A 12,984-nucleotide genomic window follows, 5' to 3' on the forward strand; every position below is an offset into this window, starting at 1 on the left:
GTTAGACCGGTGTGGTCATTTCCTTGAACCGCGCGCGGGCCTGCGAAAAGGACAGCAATCTTTTGCCCTCTTCGTCCCAGAGGTGCAGACGCGCATTGGCAAGGCTTTCGCGAATCGTCATGCGGTTGCCGTCAGCAAGATCCGTATGATCGCGTAACACTTCCGGCAGGCGGTAAAACGGGATGCGGCTGTAAAGGTGGTGCACGTGATGCACGCCGATATTCGCGCTGAGCCATTGCAAGACGGATGGCATCACATAGTGAGAGCTGCCATGAAGTGCGGCCTCGTGCAGCTGCCAGTCTTCGCTGTTTTCCCAATGGGTCGTTTCAAACTGGTGCTGTACATAGAACAACCAGACCCCAGCCGTTGCGGCCAGCAGGGTTGAAGGCACGAAGATCAGCAGAATAGGCATCAGGCCGCCGAAATACAGAATCACCGCAAGTGCGGTCAGGATCGCCACATTCGTGCCCATCGCGCTGATCCAGTAGCGCAGATTATTCATCAAACCCAATGGGATACGGTTTTGCAGGAAGAAAAGGTATCCTGGTCCCAGACCGAACAGGATGATCGGGTGGCGGTACAAGCGATAGACAATACGCTCAATCGCCCCTGCCTCGCGGTATTCGGCCAATGTCATCGTGTGAACATCCCCCATGCCGCGGCGTCCAAGATCGCCCGAAGAGCTGTGGTGGATCGAATGGGTACGCTGCCAAACATCGTAGGGGGTCAGCGTCAGTACGCCAAGAACCCGGCCGAGCCAGTCGCTAAGGGTCCGGTTTTTAAAGAACGCACCGTGGCCGCAATCATGCTGGATTGCGAAAAGGCGCAATAAAAACGCGGCATTAAGCATGGAAAGCGCAAAAGTCAGCCAATAGCTGACGGAGAGCGACAGCCATGCCAATATCCAGATCAGCAAATACGGGCCGATGGTCGCGGCCAGCTCGAACGAGCTGCGCCATGTGCTTGGCTCACGATATTCGGCCAGAATTTTGACCCAGTCTCTTGCAGCGCGCGTTTCGGCCTGCGGCGGTGTGGTTGGGGTATGTTCGGACATGTGCCTGTTTTTCATTGTTGTTAGCCCCCTTCATAGACCAATCGCCAGTTCACGCAAACGACACTTGCGCGATGAAGCTTAATAATCTGTTCAGCGGCCAGATTTGTGGGGATTACAGCAGTCGACCGGCCGGTGAAAACAGCGAAACAGCCTTGTTTATCTGCAATCCGGCGTTCACCGCGTGGTACTTTGCCCTTGGGGGGTGGGCGTTTGTGTCAACTTGTCGCATCAGCCAGTTATGCCCCTGTAACTGCTTGAGGGTCTGCGACAACGCACGGTCGGTGATCGGAGGCAGCGATGTTTTTATTTCGGTAAAAGAACTCGGCGCTGGGCTGACGCTCAGAACCGGCAAGGTCCATGCCCGTCGAAGCAACACGGCATCCGTTTCATCAGGCGCGACGCGTGTGATGCGGCTGGCCATTGCGGCAGCGTCGATGCCGGTGGCGGTCAGCCGGTACTCGGGGCGCAACGGGTGACCGTGGCCCGGATTGCGCTCCAGAAGGTTGAGGTCAATCAGGTGATGCAAACTTTGGGCGAATGCCGTGCGTCCCGCTTGCGTCGCCTTCAATAACGCCGCTTGGCGTCCGGCAACACCCTCATGCAACAGCGCGAGGATCCGCAAGGACCAAGCGCGGGTCGTAATCTTGACAACTAGATTTATGTCCATAAAGTATAGTATATATATTTTTTACCACAAAAGGAATAGCCCATGTCAGTTATCACCGTAGACGATCAGATCACCATCGCGCTGTCGGTGCGTGACCGGCATGCAAGTGCAAAATGGTATGCGGATATGTTGGGTTTCTCCCTGCGGTTTCATATTGATGAAGCGGGCTGGAGCGAGCTGGCAACCAATACAAAGGGCGTTGTTCTGGGGCTGGGGGAGCAGGCCGAACCGGCACCGGGCAATGCGGTGCCTGTATTTGGTGTCGCTGACATCGCCGCTGCCCGCAGCGCTTTGGAAGGGGCGGGCGTCAAATTCGACGGGCCGACCGAAACCATGGAAGGTATGGTCAGCCTCGCCTCTTTGTATGACCCCGACGGTAACGCCCTGATGATTGCGCAGGACCTGTCCGACGGGGCTTAGGACGACCTGCGTTTATTGCAGATCGCCGAACGCTTTGGCCAACCGTGCGCAGGCTTCTTGAACCTGCGCGCGCGGGGTGGCGATGTTGAACCGCAAAAAGCTGTCGCCGCCTTTGCCAAACGTCGGGCCGTGGTTCACCGCAATCTTGGCATCTTCCTGAACGCGTCGCGTGAATTCGTCCCGCGTCATACCGGTGCCCGCAAAATCTACCCACGCCAGATAGGTGGCTTCAAGTTTCATCGATTTCAGGCCAGGAATGGCGTTGACGGCCTTGTCAAACACTTGCCGGTTGCCATCCAGATAGGCGACCAGATCATCCACCCATGCCGCCCCTTCGGGCGAATAGGCTGCCGTCGCCATAAACAACCCGAACGAATTGGCCGACAACCCCAGCGCCATCATCCGTGCACCAAATTTTGCGCGCAAATCAGGGTCTTCGATGATTACATTGCCTGAATGGCTGCCCGCGATGTTGAACGTCTTGGTGGTGGCGGTCATCATCACCAGCCGGTCCTTGATCCCCTCGATATGCGCCATGGGAATGTGGGTGTTTCCGGGCATCACCAGATCATGGTGGATTTCATCGGAGACCAACACCAGATCGTGCCGTTTGGCAAAATCAGCGACGCCTTGCAGCTCCTCGCGGGTCCAGACCCGACCACCGGGGTTATGTGGTGAACACAGGATTACCATTTTTTCAGCGCCGGTCATCTGCGCATCCCATGCGTCGAAATCCATCTCGTAGCGGCCGTCAGTCATGGCGAGTTCACATTCGACCACCTTGCGACCTGCGGCGTTAATGACCTTGGCAAAGGCGTGATAAACCGGCGTAAACAGAACCACACCGTCACCGGCATTGGTATAGGCGTCGACACACATCGCTGTGCCATTCACCAGACCGTGGGTCGTGAAAATCCACGACGGGTCGATCTCCCAGTTATGGCGCGTTTTCATCCACCACTGGATGGCGTTCAGATATTTGCTGTCGTCCCCGAAGTAACCGTAAATGCCGTGATCCGTCATATCGCGCACGGCCTGTTGCACCACCTGCGGCGGGCGAAAATCCATATCGGCCACCCACATCGCGATCCCCTCATCACGCGGCACACCATAAAGTGCCTCCATCTTGTCCCACTTGGCACAATGGGTATCGCGGCGGTCGATAATTTCGTCAAAACTCATGGGGGAATGCTCCTGTTGGTCTGGCCGCACGCTAGCGCCTTGGTCGCGGGCTGCAACCCCTTGCTTGCAGTGACGGGGCCCATCGCCTACATGATCGACATGAAACGCTCTATCCTATTGCACCCCGACCCGCGCCTTAAGAAACTGGCCAAACCCGTTGCTGACATCAGCGATGATTTACGCATCTTGGCGGATGATATGTTGCGCACCATGTACGAGGCCCCCGGCATCGGGCTGGCCGCGCCACAGGTTGGCGTGCTGGACCGCGTTATCGTATTGGATTGCGTCAAGGATGACGGCGAAAAACCGCGCCCGATGGTGATGTTCAACCCACGTATCCTTGCCGGATCGGACGAGGAAAACACCTATGAAGAGGGGTGTTTGTCGCTGCCGGATCTTTATGCGGATGTGACCCGCCCAAAGGTGGTGGATGTCGAATGGATGGACCGCGACGGCAATCCGCAAAGCGAAACCTTTGACGGCCTCTGGGCGACCTGTGTGCAACATGAGATCGACCATCTGGATGGCAAGCTGTTCATCGATTACCTCAAGCCGCTGAAGCGTCAGATGATGACCCGCAAGATGGTGAAACTGAAACGCGAACTGGCGCGCGGATGAGCATCCTGCCGATCCTGCTTTGGCCCGACCCGCGATTGGTCGAAACGGCTGTGCCGGTGCAAGAGATCACGCCAGAGATCGAAACACTGGCCGCCGACATGCTTGAAACCATGTACGCCGCACCCGGTCGCGGACTGGCCGCGCCGCAGGTCGGCGTGATGCAGCGGATATTTGTGATGGATGCGGGCTGGAAAGAGGGCAAATCGGATCCCTTGGTTTGTATCAACCCGATGTTGCAGGAAATCGGTGAAGAGCGGCAGGTCAATGACGAGGGCTGCCTGAGCATCCCGGGGGTGACAGCATCCGTGAACCGGCCCGCACAGGTGCAAATGGTCTGGACCGGTCTCAACGGCGGGCGCTACGTCCAAAGCTTTGATGGCTTTGCTGCCGCTTGCGTGCAACACGAGCTGGATCATCTGGACGGGGTGGTCACCTTTGACCATCTGCCGGCTGATGACCGCACGGCCCTGATTGCGGAGTATAACGCACAATGACAGTTCGAAAAATTCTGCAATGGCCCGATAAACGTCTGCGCACCAGAGCCGATGAAGTGCACGAGATCACCGACGAGGTGCGCGCGATCTGGCAGGATATGGTTGACACAATGGACGCCATGCCGGGTGTGGGTCTTGGCGCGCCGCAAATCGGCGTGATGTTGCAACTTGCCGTGGTCGACGCCTCTGCGGATCGCAAGAAACGCATTCTGATGGCCAACCCGCAAGTGATCGAATCCTCCGCCAAGCCGAACGAATACGAAGAAGCGAGCCCCTGTCTGCCCGGTGTCTCGGCCAAGATCACGCGCCCGCGCGCTGTGTCCGTGCGATACCTCAATGCGGACGGGGTGATTGCGCGCGGTGAATTTGTCGGGCTGGAAGCCACCAGCGTGCAGCACCAGATCGACCATCTTGCGGGGCGGATGTATTTCGACCGGCTCAGCAAGACAAAGCGCGACATGCTGCTGCGCAAGGCGCAGAAACTTAAAGGATAAACAGGGCATCTGGCCCTGAACAGGAGGTAGATATGCGTATCATTTTCATGGGAACGCCGGAATTCTCTGTGCCTGTGCTGGATGCTTTGGTCGATGCAGGCCACGAGATTGCAGCGGTGTATTGCCAGCCCCCGCGCCCTGCGGGACGCGGCAAAAAGGACCGCCCGACGCCTGTGCACGCCCGCGCGGATGCGCTGGGCCTTGAAGTGCGCCATCCGGTGTCCTTGAAGTCTGATGAGGCAAAGGCGGATTTTGCCGCATTAAACGCCGATATCGCGGTCGTTGTGGCCTATGGGCTGATCCTGCCACAGGCCATTCTGGATGCGCCGGCCAAGGGGTGTTTGAACATACATGCCAGCCTGCTGCCCCGTTGGCGCGGCGCGGCACCGATCCACCGCGCGATTATGGCCGGTGATGCCACGACCGGTGTGTGCATCATGCAGATGGAGGCAGGTCTGGACACAGGTCCGGTGCTGCTGCGTCGCGAAACGGCGATTGGTGAGGTCGAAACAACGGCGCAACTGCATGACCGGTTAAGCGAAATGGGGGCGCAGGCGATTGTCACAGCGCTGGGCAACCTTGCGGCACTGAACGCGGACCCCCAACCGGAAGAGGGCGTCACCTATGCCGCCAAGATCGACAAGGCGGAGGCGCGGATCGACTGGACCCGCCCTGCGGTCGAGATTGACCGTCTGATCCGGGGCCTTTCGCCCTTTCCGGGGGCTTGGTTTGAACAAGGCGGCACACGGGTCAAGGCGCTGGGCTCATCGCTGGCCGAAGGGACGGGGCAGGCGGGTGAAGTATTGGATTCCGGTTTGCGCGTAGCTTGCGGCACAGGGGCGGTTCAATTGACCCGCTTGCAACGGGCGGGCAAGGCGGCGCAGGATGTGGCCAGTTTTCAAAGCGGCGCGCAGATCCCTGCCGGTACCTTGTTGAACGGAGAATGACGCCATGTTTCTGGTCCTTTTCGGAACCGTCGTAATTGCGGGCATCATCGGATATGCCGCCGAGAAAACCGGCTGGACGCATAACGGATACCTTCAGTCGATCATCATTTGTGTCGGCGGTGCATTCCTGTTCTATTTCGTGCGCATCATGTTCGGGTTCGGATTTTCATCGCCGGGGATGAATGCCATCGTTTCCTCGATCGGGGCGTTGGTCATTGTGCCGTTTCATTGGCGCAAATGACCGGGCTGAAGTTCAGGGCAAGATGAAGTCGCACCGCGCGTTCAGGACTTGGGCGGGGTGCTTTTGTAAACCGGCAAATGCCAGCCGAAGGTAAGCGAACCGGCCCGCAACACCCATGTAACACAGGCGCAGGCCAGCAGGGCCAGCGGCGTTTCGATGAGGTACATCTTGGCGATGCTGGCGGTCGCAGCACCGGCGAAGGCGGCGGTGATGTAAAGTTCACCCTGTTTCAGCACCAAGGGCACTTCGCCCACGACCACATCGCGCATCAGGCCCCCCATGCAGCCGGTGATCATGCCCATCAGGACCACGATTGTGGGCGAATGGCCAAGGCCAAGCGCCACACCGGCCCCTGCCGCAACCGCAAAGGCCAACGCGAAACTATCAAGCCAGATTAATGTGCGCAGGCGGCTTTCAAAGATATGGGCTGTGAAAAAGATGACCAAAGCCGCGCTGGCAGCGACGCCCAGATAGGTGGGGTTGGCGATCCAGAAAATAGGATTGCGGTCTAACAGCAGGTCGCGGATTGTCCCCCCACCCAAAGCTGTGAGGCAAGCGATGAAGGCAAAGCCGACCAGATCAAGCTGGGCGCGACTGGCGACCAATGCACCGGTCACCGCAAAGACCAGCACCGAGGTATAGTCCAGAAGCGTGACCAGTGTCATGGTTTGAACGGGGCCATGCCAGCACGGGCCAGTTCATCAGCGCGTTCGTTTTCGGGATGCCCTGCGTGGCCTTTGACCCATTCCCATGTCACACGGTGGCGCGCGTTCGCCGCATCCAGCCGCTGCCAGAGTTCGACGTTTTTCACCGGCTTTTTCGCGGCATTTTTCCAGCCGTTTTTCTTCCAGCCGAAAATCCACGACGTAATGCCATTTTTGACATAATTGCTATCGGTCACGATGGTGATTTCGGTGTCGCGCTCCAGTGTCTCAAGCGCATGGATCGCTGCCAGAAGTTCCATCCGGTTGTTCGTGGTCTGCGCCTCGCCGCCCTTGAGTTCCCGTTCTTTGACAACGGTGTCGCCCTCTTTGGCCTGCATCAAGGCACCCCAGCCGCCGGGCCCGGGATTGCCCGAGCAGGCCCCGTCTGTATAGGCATATAGTTTAGCCATGGGCGGCCACCGCGATCCAGTCGGCGCGCACGCCGTCCAACCCTGTGTCACTGCCACGGTCTGTGCCGGTCACGGTGAATCCTGCTTGCATCAACAACTCGGTTAATTCCTCTTCGGTGTAGTAGGTATATAGACGGCCAAGGCCATCGCGTTTGCTGCCTGTGCCGGATTTCAGCGCGATGTGAAAGAGGCTCTGTGGTTTCAACGCACGGTGCAAGGCCGCCAGATGGGTCGGCATGTCGTCGCGCGCGGCATGTAGCAGGCTGAAGTTAGCCCAGATGCCGTCATAGATATTCGAGCCGCTGATCTGGTCAAAGCGGGCAAGCCGGGCCGTGACACCGTCATGCTGGGAGGCCAGATCAACCATTTCCTGAACCGCATCGGTGGCGGTCACGCGGTGCCCGTTAGCGGCAATAGCGGCTGCAAAATGCCCCGGACCGCAGCCCAGATCCAACACATGCGACTTGGCCGGCAAGGCGGCCAGAAAGGCCGGCAGCATCGCGTCCTTTTCAACAGAGGCACTGACCAGTTCGGCATAGGTGTCGGCCTTGGCTGCGTAGGTCTTGAGGGTTTCGTCATCACTCACAAGAATATTCCGACACACAGGCAGAGCACGACAACCACGGTCAACTGGACCCGCAGGGCGATCCACCAGCTCGGGGTCAGGCCCCAGCGGAAAAACGCATAATCCAGCAGCAACAGGCCGATAAAACCGGTAGCAAGATTGGTCAACGCCGATGTCATGCCACTGCCGGGCATGAAAAACCACCACAAGGCCGGCAGCACGGAAAGGGCATAAGCGGCAACACTTTGCACGCCGCGCGCGTTGGTGGCAAAGCCGAACAAAACACCGGACATGAAGGGCAGAATGATCCCGCCGTAGCGGATCATGATCAGACGGCCCTCGCCCAGCAGGACTTGCGGGATTGGCCAGTCGGGGACGGCAAACAGATCAAGAACCAGCAAAGCAGCCCAGATAAACGGGATCAGTCCGGCAAGCCCCAGCAAGAGCGCGGCGGCAGGGATACGGCCAATCATCTGCATGGTTACGCCCGCTCCAGCGCAAGGCGACCGGCAAGCGCGGCAAAGATCGCCGCGAACGAACGGTTCAACCAGCGCATGACGGTTTCAGACCCCAACAGCCAGGCCCGCGCGGTCGCTGCAAACCAGCCATAAAGGATGAAGACCGCAAAGGTCATTGCCATGAACACGGCCCCCAGCAGCGCCATTTCCAAGGTTGCGCTTTCTGCCACGCCACTCAGGAAGGGGGGCAGCAGGGCAAGAAAGAACACGGATAGTTTCGGGTTAAGGATATTGATCAGGGCCCCGCGTCGCGCAATCACCAGCCCGCTGTCGCCGCTTTGACGGGCGGATACGGCAAGGGCACCGCCCGAGCGCAGGCTTTGCCATGCGAGATAAAGCAGATAGGCCACGCCGGCGAATTTCACCAAGGTGAACAGAACCGCGGATGTGTGCAGGACGGCCGCAAGCCCCAGCGTTGCAGCGGCCAGATGCGGGATGATCCCGATGGTGCAGCCCAAAGCGGCCCAGAATGCGGCGCGTCGTCCCTGACCCAAGCCAAGTGCCAGCGTATAGATCACGCCGGTGCCGGGGATGATGACAACGACCAGCGCGGTCAGCAGAAACTGTACTGAAATCATAGGGTGCCCTTTTCGCGAAATGATGCGGCCAAGCCTAGGCGGCACCGGTTTACAGGTAAAGCGGGGAGTTCCGGGTCAAGCCGGTTCGCGCAGCACGCGCGGCACTTTAAACTCGACGTTTTCCTGCGCTGTTTCCACCAGTTCCTGCGTCACAGCATATTTTGCGTCAAAGGCGGCGATGACTTCGTTGATCAGCACTTCGGGGGCGGATGCACCGGCGGTGATGCCAATGCTGCGGATGCCTTCAAGACTGCGCCAGTCGATGTCGTCGGCGCGTTGCACCAGTTGCGCGTATTTACAGCCCGCGCGCGCGCCCACTTCGACCAGACGTTTGGAGTTGCTGGAGTTCGGTGCCCCCACCACCAGCATGGCGTCGCATTTGGGGGCCATCGCCTTGACCGCTTCCTGCCGGTTGGTGGTGGCGTAACAGATGTCTTCCTTATGCGGGCCGACAATTTCGGGAAACCTTGCGTTCAGGGCGGCGACAATCTCTGCGGTGTCATCCACGCTCAGGGTGGTCTGGGTGACATAGGCCAGCTTTGCCGGATCGCGCACCGTGACTTCGGCCACGTCTTCGGGGGTCTCGACCAACAGAACCTCGCCCTCCGGCAGCTGTCCCATTGTACCCACGGTTTCAGGGTGGCCCGCATGGCCGATCATGATCATCTGCAATCCGGCGTCGGCATGGCGCTGCGCTTCGATATGCACCTTGCTAACCAGGGGGCAGGTGGCATCGACATAGACCATCTGCCGCGCGGCTGCGGCGGATGGGACAGATTTGGGCACACCGTGGGCGGAAAAGATGACCGGCCGGTCGTCGGGGCATTCGTCGAGTTCTTCGACAAACACCGCGCCCTTGTCGCGCAGCCCGTCGACCACGAATTTATTGTGTACGATCTCGTGGCGCACAAACACCGGTGCGCCCCACTTTTCCAAGGCCATTTCAACGATCTTGATCGCGCGGTCCACGCCCGCGCAAAACCCGCGCGGTGCAGCAAGATATAGGGTCAGTGGCGGCTTAGTCATGGCGTGTTCCTTCATCTGCGCTAGACCTAATCGCTTGCAGCTTGCAGGTCCAGCCTTGCGACCGGAAGGCCGATACACGGCGCATTCAACTAAGGGTTGGTGATTTAGTGGATTCTGTCTACAGTATTAACATCTCACAGGGAGGGGCCGAAAAATCCAAGACAGTGACTAACCGATCAACTGTGTATTGCTGCAATTTTAAGCCGAGATTTACACATTCCGCAGCATTGCCGTTGGTCGAAACGAGCAGAAAGTACAAGCAATGCGACTACTAGCAGTAGACGACGACAGCGTGATCCTTGAGTTGCTCGAGGTTTTCCTCAGCTCGATTGGATATGACGATGTCGAATATGTTACCTCTGGTGCAGAAGCGCTCAAAAAAATAGAAAACACACGAACGCCATTTGATTGTATCCTGTTGGACATTCAGATGCCTGGAATGACGGGAATTGAGTTGATCCCGCAGGTACGTTCGATCGACGACTATCTTTTCACCCCGATTATCATGTTGACCGCGATGTTGGATCGCAACTGGATTGCAGAAGCATTCGTTGCGGGCGCTTGGGATTATGTCTCAAAGCCATTCGAGCTTTATGAGCTTGAAACCAGACTGCATGCCGCGGAGCTCAGGCTATCAGAAACCAGGCGCTTTTACGCGCGGCCAGATCAGGCACCGGCGCAGCTGGAAATTCCGGCAAAACGTCAGATCGCGCTGAAACGCCCGCGTGAATTCGAAGCGGTCGGGCATAGTGGCCTGATCCTTGAGGACGCCTTTGAAAACTGTCTTCTGCGTATCCGTGAAGAAGTGGGATCGGATTTGCGCGTTTTGATGATCGAGGTGGACGGGTTTAACAACCGGCTATGCAGCCTAAGTGAAGAAAAGCGGGCGAAATACCCCGCAGTAATGGCAAAGCAGCTGAGCCGTGCGTTCTCGTCAACACAGGCGATTGTTACCTATCGGGGGGACGGCCAGTTCATGGCGCTGTCCTTTGCCTTCGATAGCAGCGATGTCGAGAATATGGACGCATTGGTGCAGAAAGCAGCGCGTCGAACGGACAAGAAGATCTTTGGACCTCAGGACGGGGCAACGGCATGTCGCACTGCTTTTGCGCGGGCATCTGACGTGCCTTGCGGGTCTGATCCGTTGCGCATCATACACGTCGCACAAGAACGTCTGCGTCTAGGTTAGGAGGCAAGCGGGCAGGAACCCCGCCTGCGCAATCTGTCAAATACCGCGCCAGTGCAGCTTAGCATTGGCGCGGTGATTGTGTGTCGATTTTACGTTTGCTCCGGCCGCGGGGCAAAATCATTGTCGCGCGGCGGGCGGCCGATCACGTCTTTCAGATCTTCAAGCTCGATAAAGTTATCGACCTGACGGCGCAGATCATCGGAGATCATCGGCGGCTGGCTGCGAATCGTAGACACGCAAGACACGCGCACGCCTTGACGTTGCAGGCTTTCGACCAAGGGCCGGAAATCGCCGTCGCCCGAGAAAATCACGATGTGATCCACATGCGGGGCCAGTTCCATCGCATCGACCGCAAGTTCGATGTCCATATTCCCTTTGACCTTACGGCGGCCCATGCTGTCGGTGTATTCTTTGGCTGGCTTGGTCACCATCGAGAATCCGTTGTAGTTCAGCCAGTCCACCAAGGGGCGGATCGGCGAATATTCGTCATTCTCCAACAGAGCGGTATAGTAGAACGCGCGCAGCAATTTGCCACGGCGCATGAACTCATGGCGCAGCAATTTATAGTCGATATCAAAGCCCAGCGTCTTTGCAGCCGCATAGAGGTTCGATCCATCAATAAAGAGTGCCAGTCGCTCGTCTTTATAAAACATTTGTGCCCTTCCGGCGACGACGTCGCCAAACTCTGAACTATCACGTAACACTCGTGTCAGAACGAAATATCGTCATGCGCTTGAAAACGAGTAGCGCCGAACTTGAAATACTGCCCAACAACTCCGGGCCGCCTACCTAAGGATTTTTGACCATGCCGCAAGCCCAAGATCACGGGGAAAGAAGCGATAGTTCGCTCAACCCCCCTTCTTCATTGCTTTTGGCGCTTGGTGCTAACCTGAAGTCAAACGTTGGAGCGCCTGAAATTACCCTCCGGGCGGCGCTGGAACTGCTAAAAATACGTGGCGCTGTGATTCGCGCAATAAGTGCTTTTTATAGTACACCTGCATTTCCAGCGGGCAATGGTCCTGATTATGTTAATGCTGCCGCCAGAATCAGCGCGCCCTGGACAGCGGCGCAGGCGCTGTCGATCTGTCACGATATAGAAGAAGAGCTGGGCCGCAGCCGCGCCGTGCGTTGGGGGCAGCGCACACTTGACCTCGATCTGATTGCGGCAGGGGATCAGGTGTTGCCCGACCCGCAAACCCACGCCCGCTGGCGCAACCTGGCGCTGGAACAGCAAATGGAGCAGGTTCCGCAGGAGTTGATTCTGCCCCATCCGCGACTTCACGAACGTGCCTTTGTCCTTGTGCCGCTTGCTGATGTCGCCCCTGACTGGGTCCATCCGGTGCTGGGAACAACAGTTCTTCAGATGCGCGATGCGCTGGATCCCGCCGACCTTGCCGCAGTACGCCCGCTGCCCGCAGAGACGTAGAATAACGGCTTGTAAATCCGGCAAAAGCGGCCTAAATACCCCACTTCTGACTGACCCTTGAGATATTGGAGGCTTCCATGGCCCGCGTTACCGTTGAAGATTGCGTTGATAAAGTTCCGAACCGGTTCGAGCTTGTCATGCTGGCGGCCCACCGCGCACGTGAAATCTCTGCCGGTTCTGCTGTTACTGTCGACCGCGACAATGACAAGAACCCGGTTGTATCCCTGCGCGAGATCGCGGACGAAACCCAGTCGGCGGATGATCTGCGTGAACGCCTGATCGAAAGCAACCAGAACCAGATCGAGGTTGATGAGCCTGAAGAAGACGCAATGGCGCTTTTGATGGGTGCCGAACAAGACAAGCCCGAAGAAGACAGCATGTCCGAAGAAATGCTGCTGCGGCAATTGATGGCAGCACAAGGGCAGGGCTAACCCCCGCCCGCTGCGTGCGG

At 58.0% G+C, this 12,984-nt stretch carries 19 protein-coding genes; 9 read left to right on the forward strand and 10 right to left on the reverse strand.

Annotated features, from left to right (window positions below; genetic code table 11):
* Nucleotide 1: 1 nt before the first annotated feature.
* Nucleotides 2–1,054 (reverse strand): fatty acid desaturase, encoded by a 1,053-nt coding sequence (locus Z947_RS0106410; RefSeq protein ID WP_025043484.1) that lies wholly within the window; start codon nt 1,052–1,054, stop codon nt 2–4.
* Nucleotides 1,055–1,166: 112 nt separating this feature from the next.
* Entirely contained in the window at nt 1,167–1,721 is a 555-nt protein-coding gene (locus Z947_RS0106415) for a winged helix-turn-helix transcriptional regulator (RefSeq protein WP_025043485.1), read from the reverse strand.
* A gap of 42 nt (nt 1,722–1,763) precedes the next feature.
* On the opposite strand from Z947_RS0106415, the gene Z947_RS0106420 reads away from it, so the two are divergent.
* Nucleotides 1,764–2,141: a VOC family protein gene (locus tag Z947_RS0106420; RefSeq protein WP_025043486.1), complete on the forward strand. Its 378-nt coding sequence runs from the start codon at nt 1,764–1,766 to the stop codon at nt 2,139–2,141.
* A 12-nt stretch (nt 2,142–2,153) separates the two neighbouring features.
* Here Z947_RS0106420 and Z947_RS0106425 read toward each other — a convergent pair whose 3' ends face one another.
* Nucleotides 2,154–3,323: a MalY/PatB family protein gene (locus Z947_RS0106425; protein WP_025043487.1), complete on the reverse strand. Its 1,170-nt coding sequence runs from the start codon at nt 3,321–3,323 to the stop codon at nt 2,154–2,156.
* 99 nt (nt 3,324–3,422) lie between these two features.
* On the opposite strand from Z947_RS0106425, the gene def (Z947_RS0106430) reads away from it, so the two are divergent.
* From def (Z947_RS0106430) to Z947_RS0106450, 5 genes are read left to right on the forward strand one after another with little or no spacing between them, the layout of a single operon-like run.
* The gene (gene def, locus Z947_RS0106430; protein WP_025043488.1) at nt 3,423–3,941 is read left to right on the forward strand and encodes a peptide deformylase; all 519 of its coding nucleotides are present in this window, start codon (nt 3,423–3,425) and stop codon (nt 3,939–3,941) included.
* Nucleotides 3,938–4,435 carry a peptide deformylase gene (gene def / locus Z947_RS0106435; RefSeq protein ID WP_025043489.1) on the forward strand — a complete coding sequence of 166 codons (498 nt, stop codon included), beginning with the start codon at nt 3,938–3,940 and terminating at the stop codon, nt 4,433–4,435. Before def (Z947_RS0106430) ends, def (Z947_RS0106435) begins: the two co-directional genes overlap by 4 nt.
* A complete protein-coding gene (gene def / locus Z947_RS0106440) occupies nt 4,432–4,929 on the forward strand; it encodes a peptide deformylase (protein ID WP_025043490.1) in 498 nt (165 codons plus the stop codon). The genes def (Z947_RS0106435) and def (Z947_RS0106440) overlap by 4 nt, the downstream gene beginning before the upstream one ends.
* A gap of 32 nt (nt 4,930–4,961) precedes the next feature.
* Nucleotides 4,962–5,876, forward strand: coding sequence for a methionyl-tRNA formyltransferase (gene fmt, locus Z947_RS0106445; RefSeq protein ID WP_025043491.1), 915 nt, complete (start codon nt 4,962–4,964; stop codon nt 5,874–5,876).
* A gap of 4 nt (nt 5,877–5,880) precedes the next feature.
* On the forward strand, nt 5,881–6,117 hold the full coding sequence (locus Z947_RS0106450) for a hypothetical protein (protein ID WP_025043492.1): 237 nt from the start codon (nt 5,881–5,883) through the stop codon (nt 6,115–6,117).
* A gap of 41 nt (nt 6,118–6,158) precedes the next feature.
* Here the strand turns inward: Z947_RS0106450 and Z947_RS0106455 are convergent, their stop codons facing one another.
* The 6 genes from Z947_RS0106455 to ispH all read right to left on the reverse strand — a co-directional run bounded on the left by Z947_RS0106455 (nt 6,159) and on the right by ispH (nt 9,918).
* Nucleotides 6,159–6,782 carry a trimeric intracellular cation channel family protein gene (locus tag Z947_RS0106455; RefSeq protein ID WP_025043493.1) on the reverse strand — a complete coding sequence of 208 codons (624 nt, stop codon included), beginning with the start codon at nt 6,780–6,782 and terminating at the stop codon, nt 6,159–6,161.
* The gene (gene rnhA, locus Z947_RS0106460) at nt 6,779–7,231 is read right to left on the reverse strand and encodes a ribonuclease HI (RefSeq protein ID WP_025043494.1); all 453 of its coding nucleotides are present in this window, start codon (nt 7,229–7,231) and stop codon (nt 6,779–6,781) included. Before rnhA ends, Z947_RS0106455 begins: the two co-directional genes overlap by 4 nt.
* The gene (locus tag Z947_RS0106465; protein WP_025043495.1) at nt 7,224–7,817 is read right to left on the reverse strand and encodes a class I SAM-dependent DNA methyltransferase; all 594 of its coding nucleotides are present in this window, start codon (nt 7,815–7,817) and stop codon (nt 7,224–7,226) included. The genes rnhA and Z947_RS0106465 overlap by 8 nt, the downstream gene beginning before the upstream one ends.
* Complete coding sequence (locus tag Z947_RS0106470) at nt 7,814–8,275, reverse strand: DUF3429 domain-containing protein (protein ID WP_338057788.1); 462 nt, start codon at nt 8,273–8,275, stop codon at nt 7,814–7,816. The genes Z947_RS0106465 and Z947_RS0106470 overlap by 4 nt, the downstream gene beginning before the upstream one ends.
* 2 nt (nt 8,276–8,277) lie before the next feature.
* On the reverse strand, nt 8,278–8,892 hold the full coding sequence (locus tag Z947_RS0106475) for a LysE family translocator (RefSeq protein ID WP_025043497.1): 615 nt from the start codon (nt 8,890–8,892) through the stop codon (nt 8,278–8,280).
* A gap of 75 nt (nt 8,893–8,967) precedes the next feature.
* A complete protein-coding gene (gene ispH, locus Z947_RS0106480) occupies nt 8,968–9,918 on the reverse strand; it encodes a 4-hydroxy-3-methylbut-2-enyl diphosphate reductase (RefSeq protein ID WP_025043498.1) in 951 nt (316 codons plus the stop codon).
* A gap of 262 nt (nt 9,919–10,180) precedes the next feature.
* On the opposite strand from ispH, the gene Z947_RS21455 reads away from it, so the two are divergent.
* Nucleotides 10,181–11,107 (forward strand): response regulator, encoded by a 927-nt coding sequence (locus tag Z947_RS21455; protein ID WP_025043499.1) that lies wholly within the window; start codon nt 10,181–10,183, stop codon nt 11,105–11,107.
* A gap of 89 nt (nt 11,108–11,196) precedes the next feature.
* Here Z947_RS21455 and Z947_RS0106490 read toward each other — a convergent pair whose 3' ends face one another.
* Entirely contained in the window at nt 11,197–11,760 is a 564-nt protein-coding gene (locus tag Z947_RS0106490) for a LabA-like NYN domain-containing protein (protein ID WP_025043500.1), read from the reverse strand.
* Nucleotides 11,761–11,912: 152 nt separating this feature from the next.
* Between Z947_RS0106490 and folK the strand changes: the two genes are divergently transcribed.
* Both folK and rpoZ read left to right on the forward strand, forming a co-directional pair.
* Complete coding sequence (gene folK / locus Z947_RS0106495; protein ID WP_025043501.1) at nt 11,913–12,533, forward strand: 2-amino-4-hydroxy-6-hydroxymethyldihydropteridine diphosphokinase; 621 nt, start codon at nt 11,913–11,915, stop codon at nt 12,531–12,533.
* Between the two features lie 77 nt (nt 12,534–12,610).
* Nucleotides 12,611–12,964: a DNA-directed RNA polymerase subunit omega gene (gene rpoZ, locus Z947_RS0106500; protein ID WP_025043502.1), complete on the forward strand. Its 354-nt coding sequence runs from the start codon at nt 12,611–12,613 to the stop codon at nt 12,962–12,964.
* Nucleotides 12,965–12,984 lie beyond the last annotated feature (20 nt).

It is taken from the genome of Sulfitobacter geojensis (assembly GCF_000622325.1).
Lineage (GTDB): Bacteria > Pseudomonadota > Alphaproteobacteria > Rhodobacterales > Rhodobacteraceae > Sulfitobacter > Sulfitobacter geojensis.

Coding starts and splice junctions, on each gene's coding strand:
- Z947_RS0106410 (WP_025043484.1), bottom strand. CDS start 1,054: ATGTCCGAACATACCCCAACCACACCGCCGCAGGCCGAAACGCGCGCT.
- Z947_RS0106415 (WP_025043485.1), bottom strand. CDS start 1,721: ATGGACATAAATCTAGTTGTCAAGATTACGACCCGCGCTTGGTCCTTG.
- Z947_RS0106420 (WP_025043486.1), top strand. CDS start 1,764: ATGTCAGTTATCACCGTAGACGATCAGATCACCATCGCGCTGTCGGTG.
- Z947_RS0106425 (WP_025043487.1), bottom strand. CDS start 3,323: ATGAGTTTTGACGAAATTATCGACCGCCGCGATACCCATTGTGCCAAG.
- def (WP_025043488.1), top strand. CDS start 3,423: ATGAAACGCTCTATCCTATTGCACCCCGACCCGCGCCTTAAGAAACTG.
- def (WP_025043489.1), top strand. CDS start 3,938: ATGAGCATCCTGCCGATCCTGCTTTGGCCCGACCCGCGATTGGTCGAA.
- def (WP_025043490.1), top strand. CDS start 4,432: ATGACAGTTCGAAAAATTCTGCAATGGCCCGATAAACGTCTGCGCACC.
- fmt (WP_025043491.1), top strand. CDS start 4,962: ATGCGTATCATTTTCATGGGAACGCCGGAATTCTCTGTGCCTGTGCTG.
- Z947_RS0106450 (WP_025043492.1), top strand. CDS start 5,881: ATGTTTCTGGTCCTTTTCGGAACCGTCGTAATTGCGGGCATCATCGGA.
- Z947_RS0106455 (WP_025043493.1), bottom strand. CDS start 6,782: ATGACACTGGTCACGCTTCTGGACTATACCTCGGTGCTGGTCTTTGCG.
- rnhA (WP_025043494.1), bottom strand. CDS start 7,231: ATGGCTAAACTATATGCCTATACAGACGGGGCCTGCTCGGGCAATCCC.
- Z947_RS0106470 (WP_338057788.1), bottom strand. CDS start 8,275: ATGCAGATGATTGGCCGTATCCCTGCCGCCGCGCTCTTGCTGGGGCTT.
- Z947_RS0106475 (WP_025043497.1), bottom strand. CDS start 8,892: ATGATTTCAGTACAGTTTCTGCTGACCGCGCTGGTCGTTGTCATCATC.
- ispH (WP_025043498.1), bottom strand. CDS start 9,918: ATGACTAAGCCGCCACTGACCCTATATCTTGCTGCACCGCGCGGGTTT.
- Z947_RS21455 (WP_025043499.1), top strand. CDS start 10,181: ATGCGACTACTAGCAGTAGACGACGACAGCGTGATCCTTGAGTTGCTC.
- Z947_RS0106490 (WP_025043500.1), bottom strand. CDS start 11,760: ATGTTTTATAAAGACGAGCGACTGGCACTCTTTATTGATGGATCGAAC.
- folK (WP_025043501.1), top strand. CDS start 11,913: ATGCCGCAAGCCCAAGATCACGGGGAAAGAAGCGATAGTTCGCTCAAC.
- rpoZ (WP_025043502.1), top strand. CDS start 12,611: ATGGCCCGCGTTACCGTTGAAGATTGCGTTGATAAAGTTCCGAACCGG.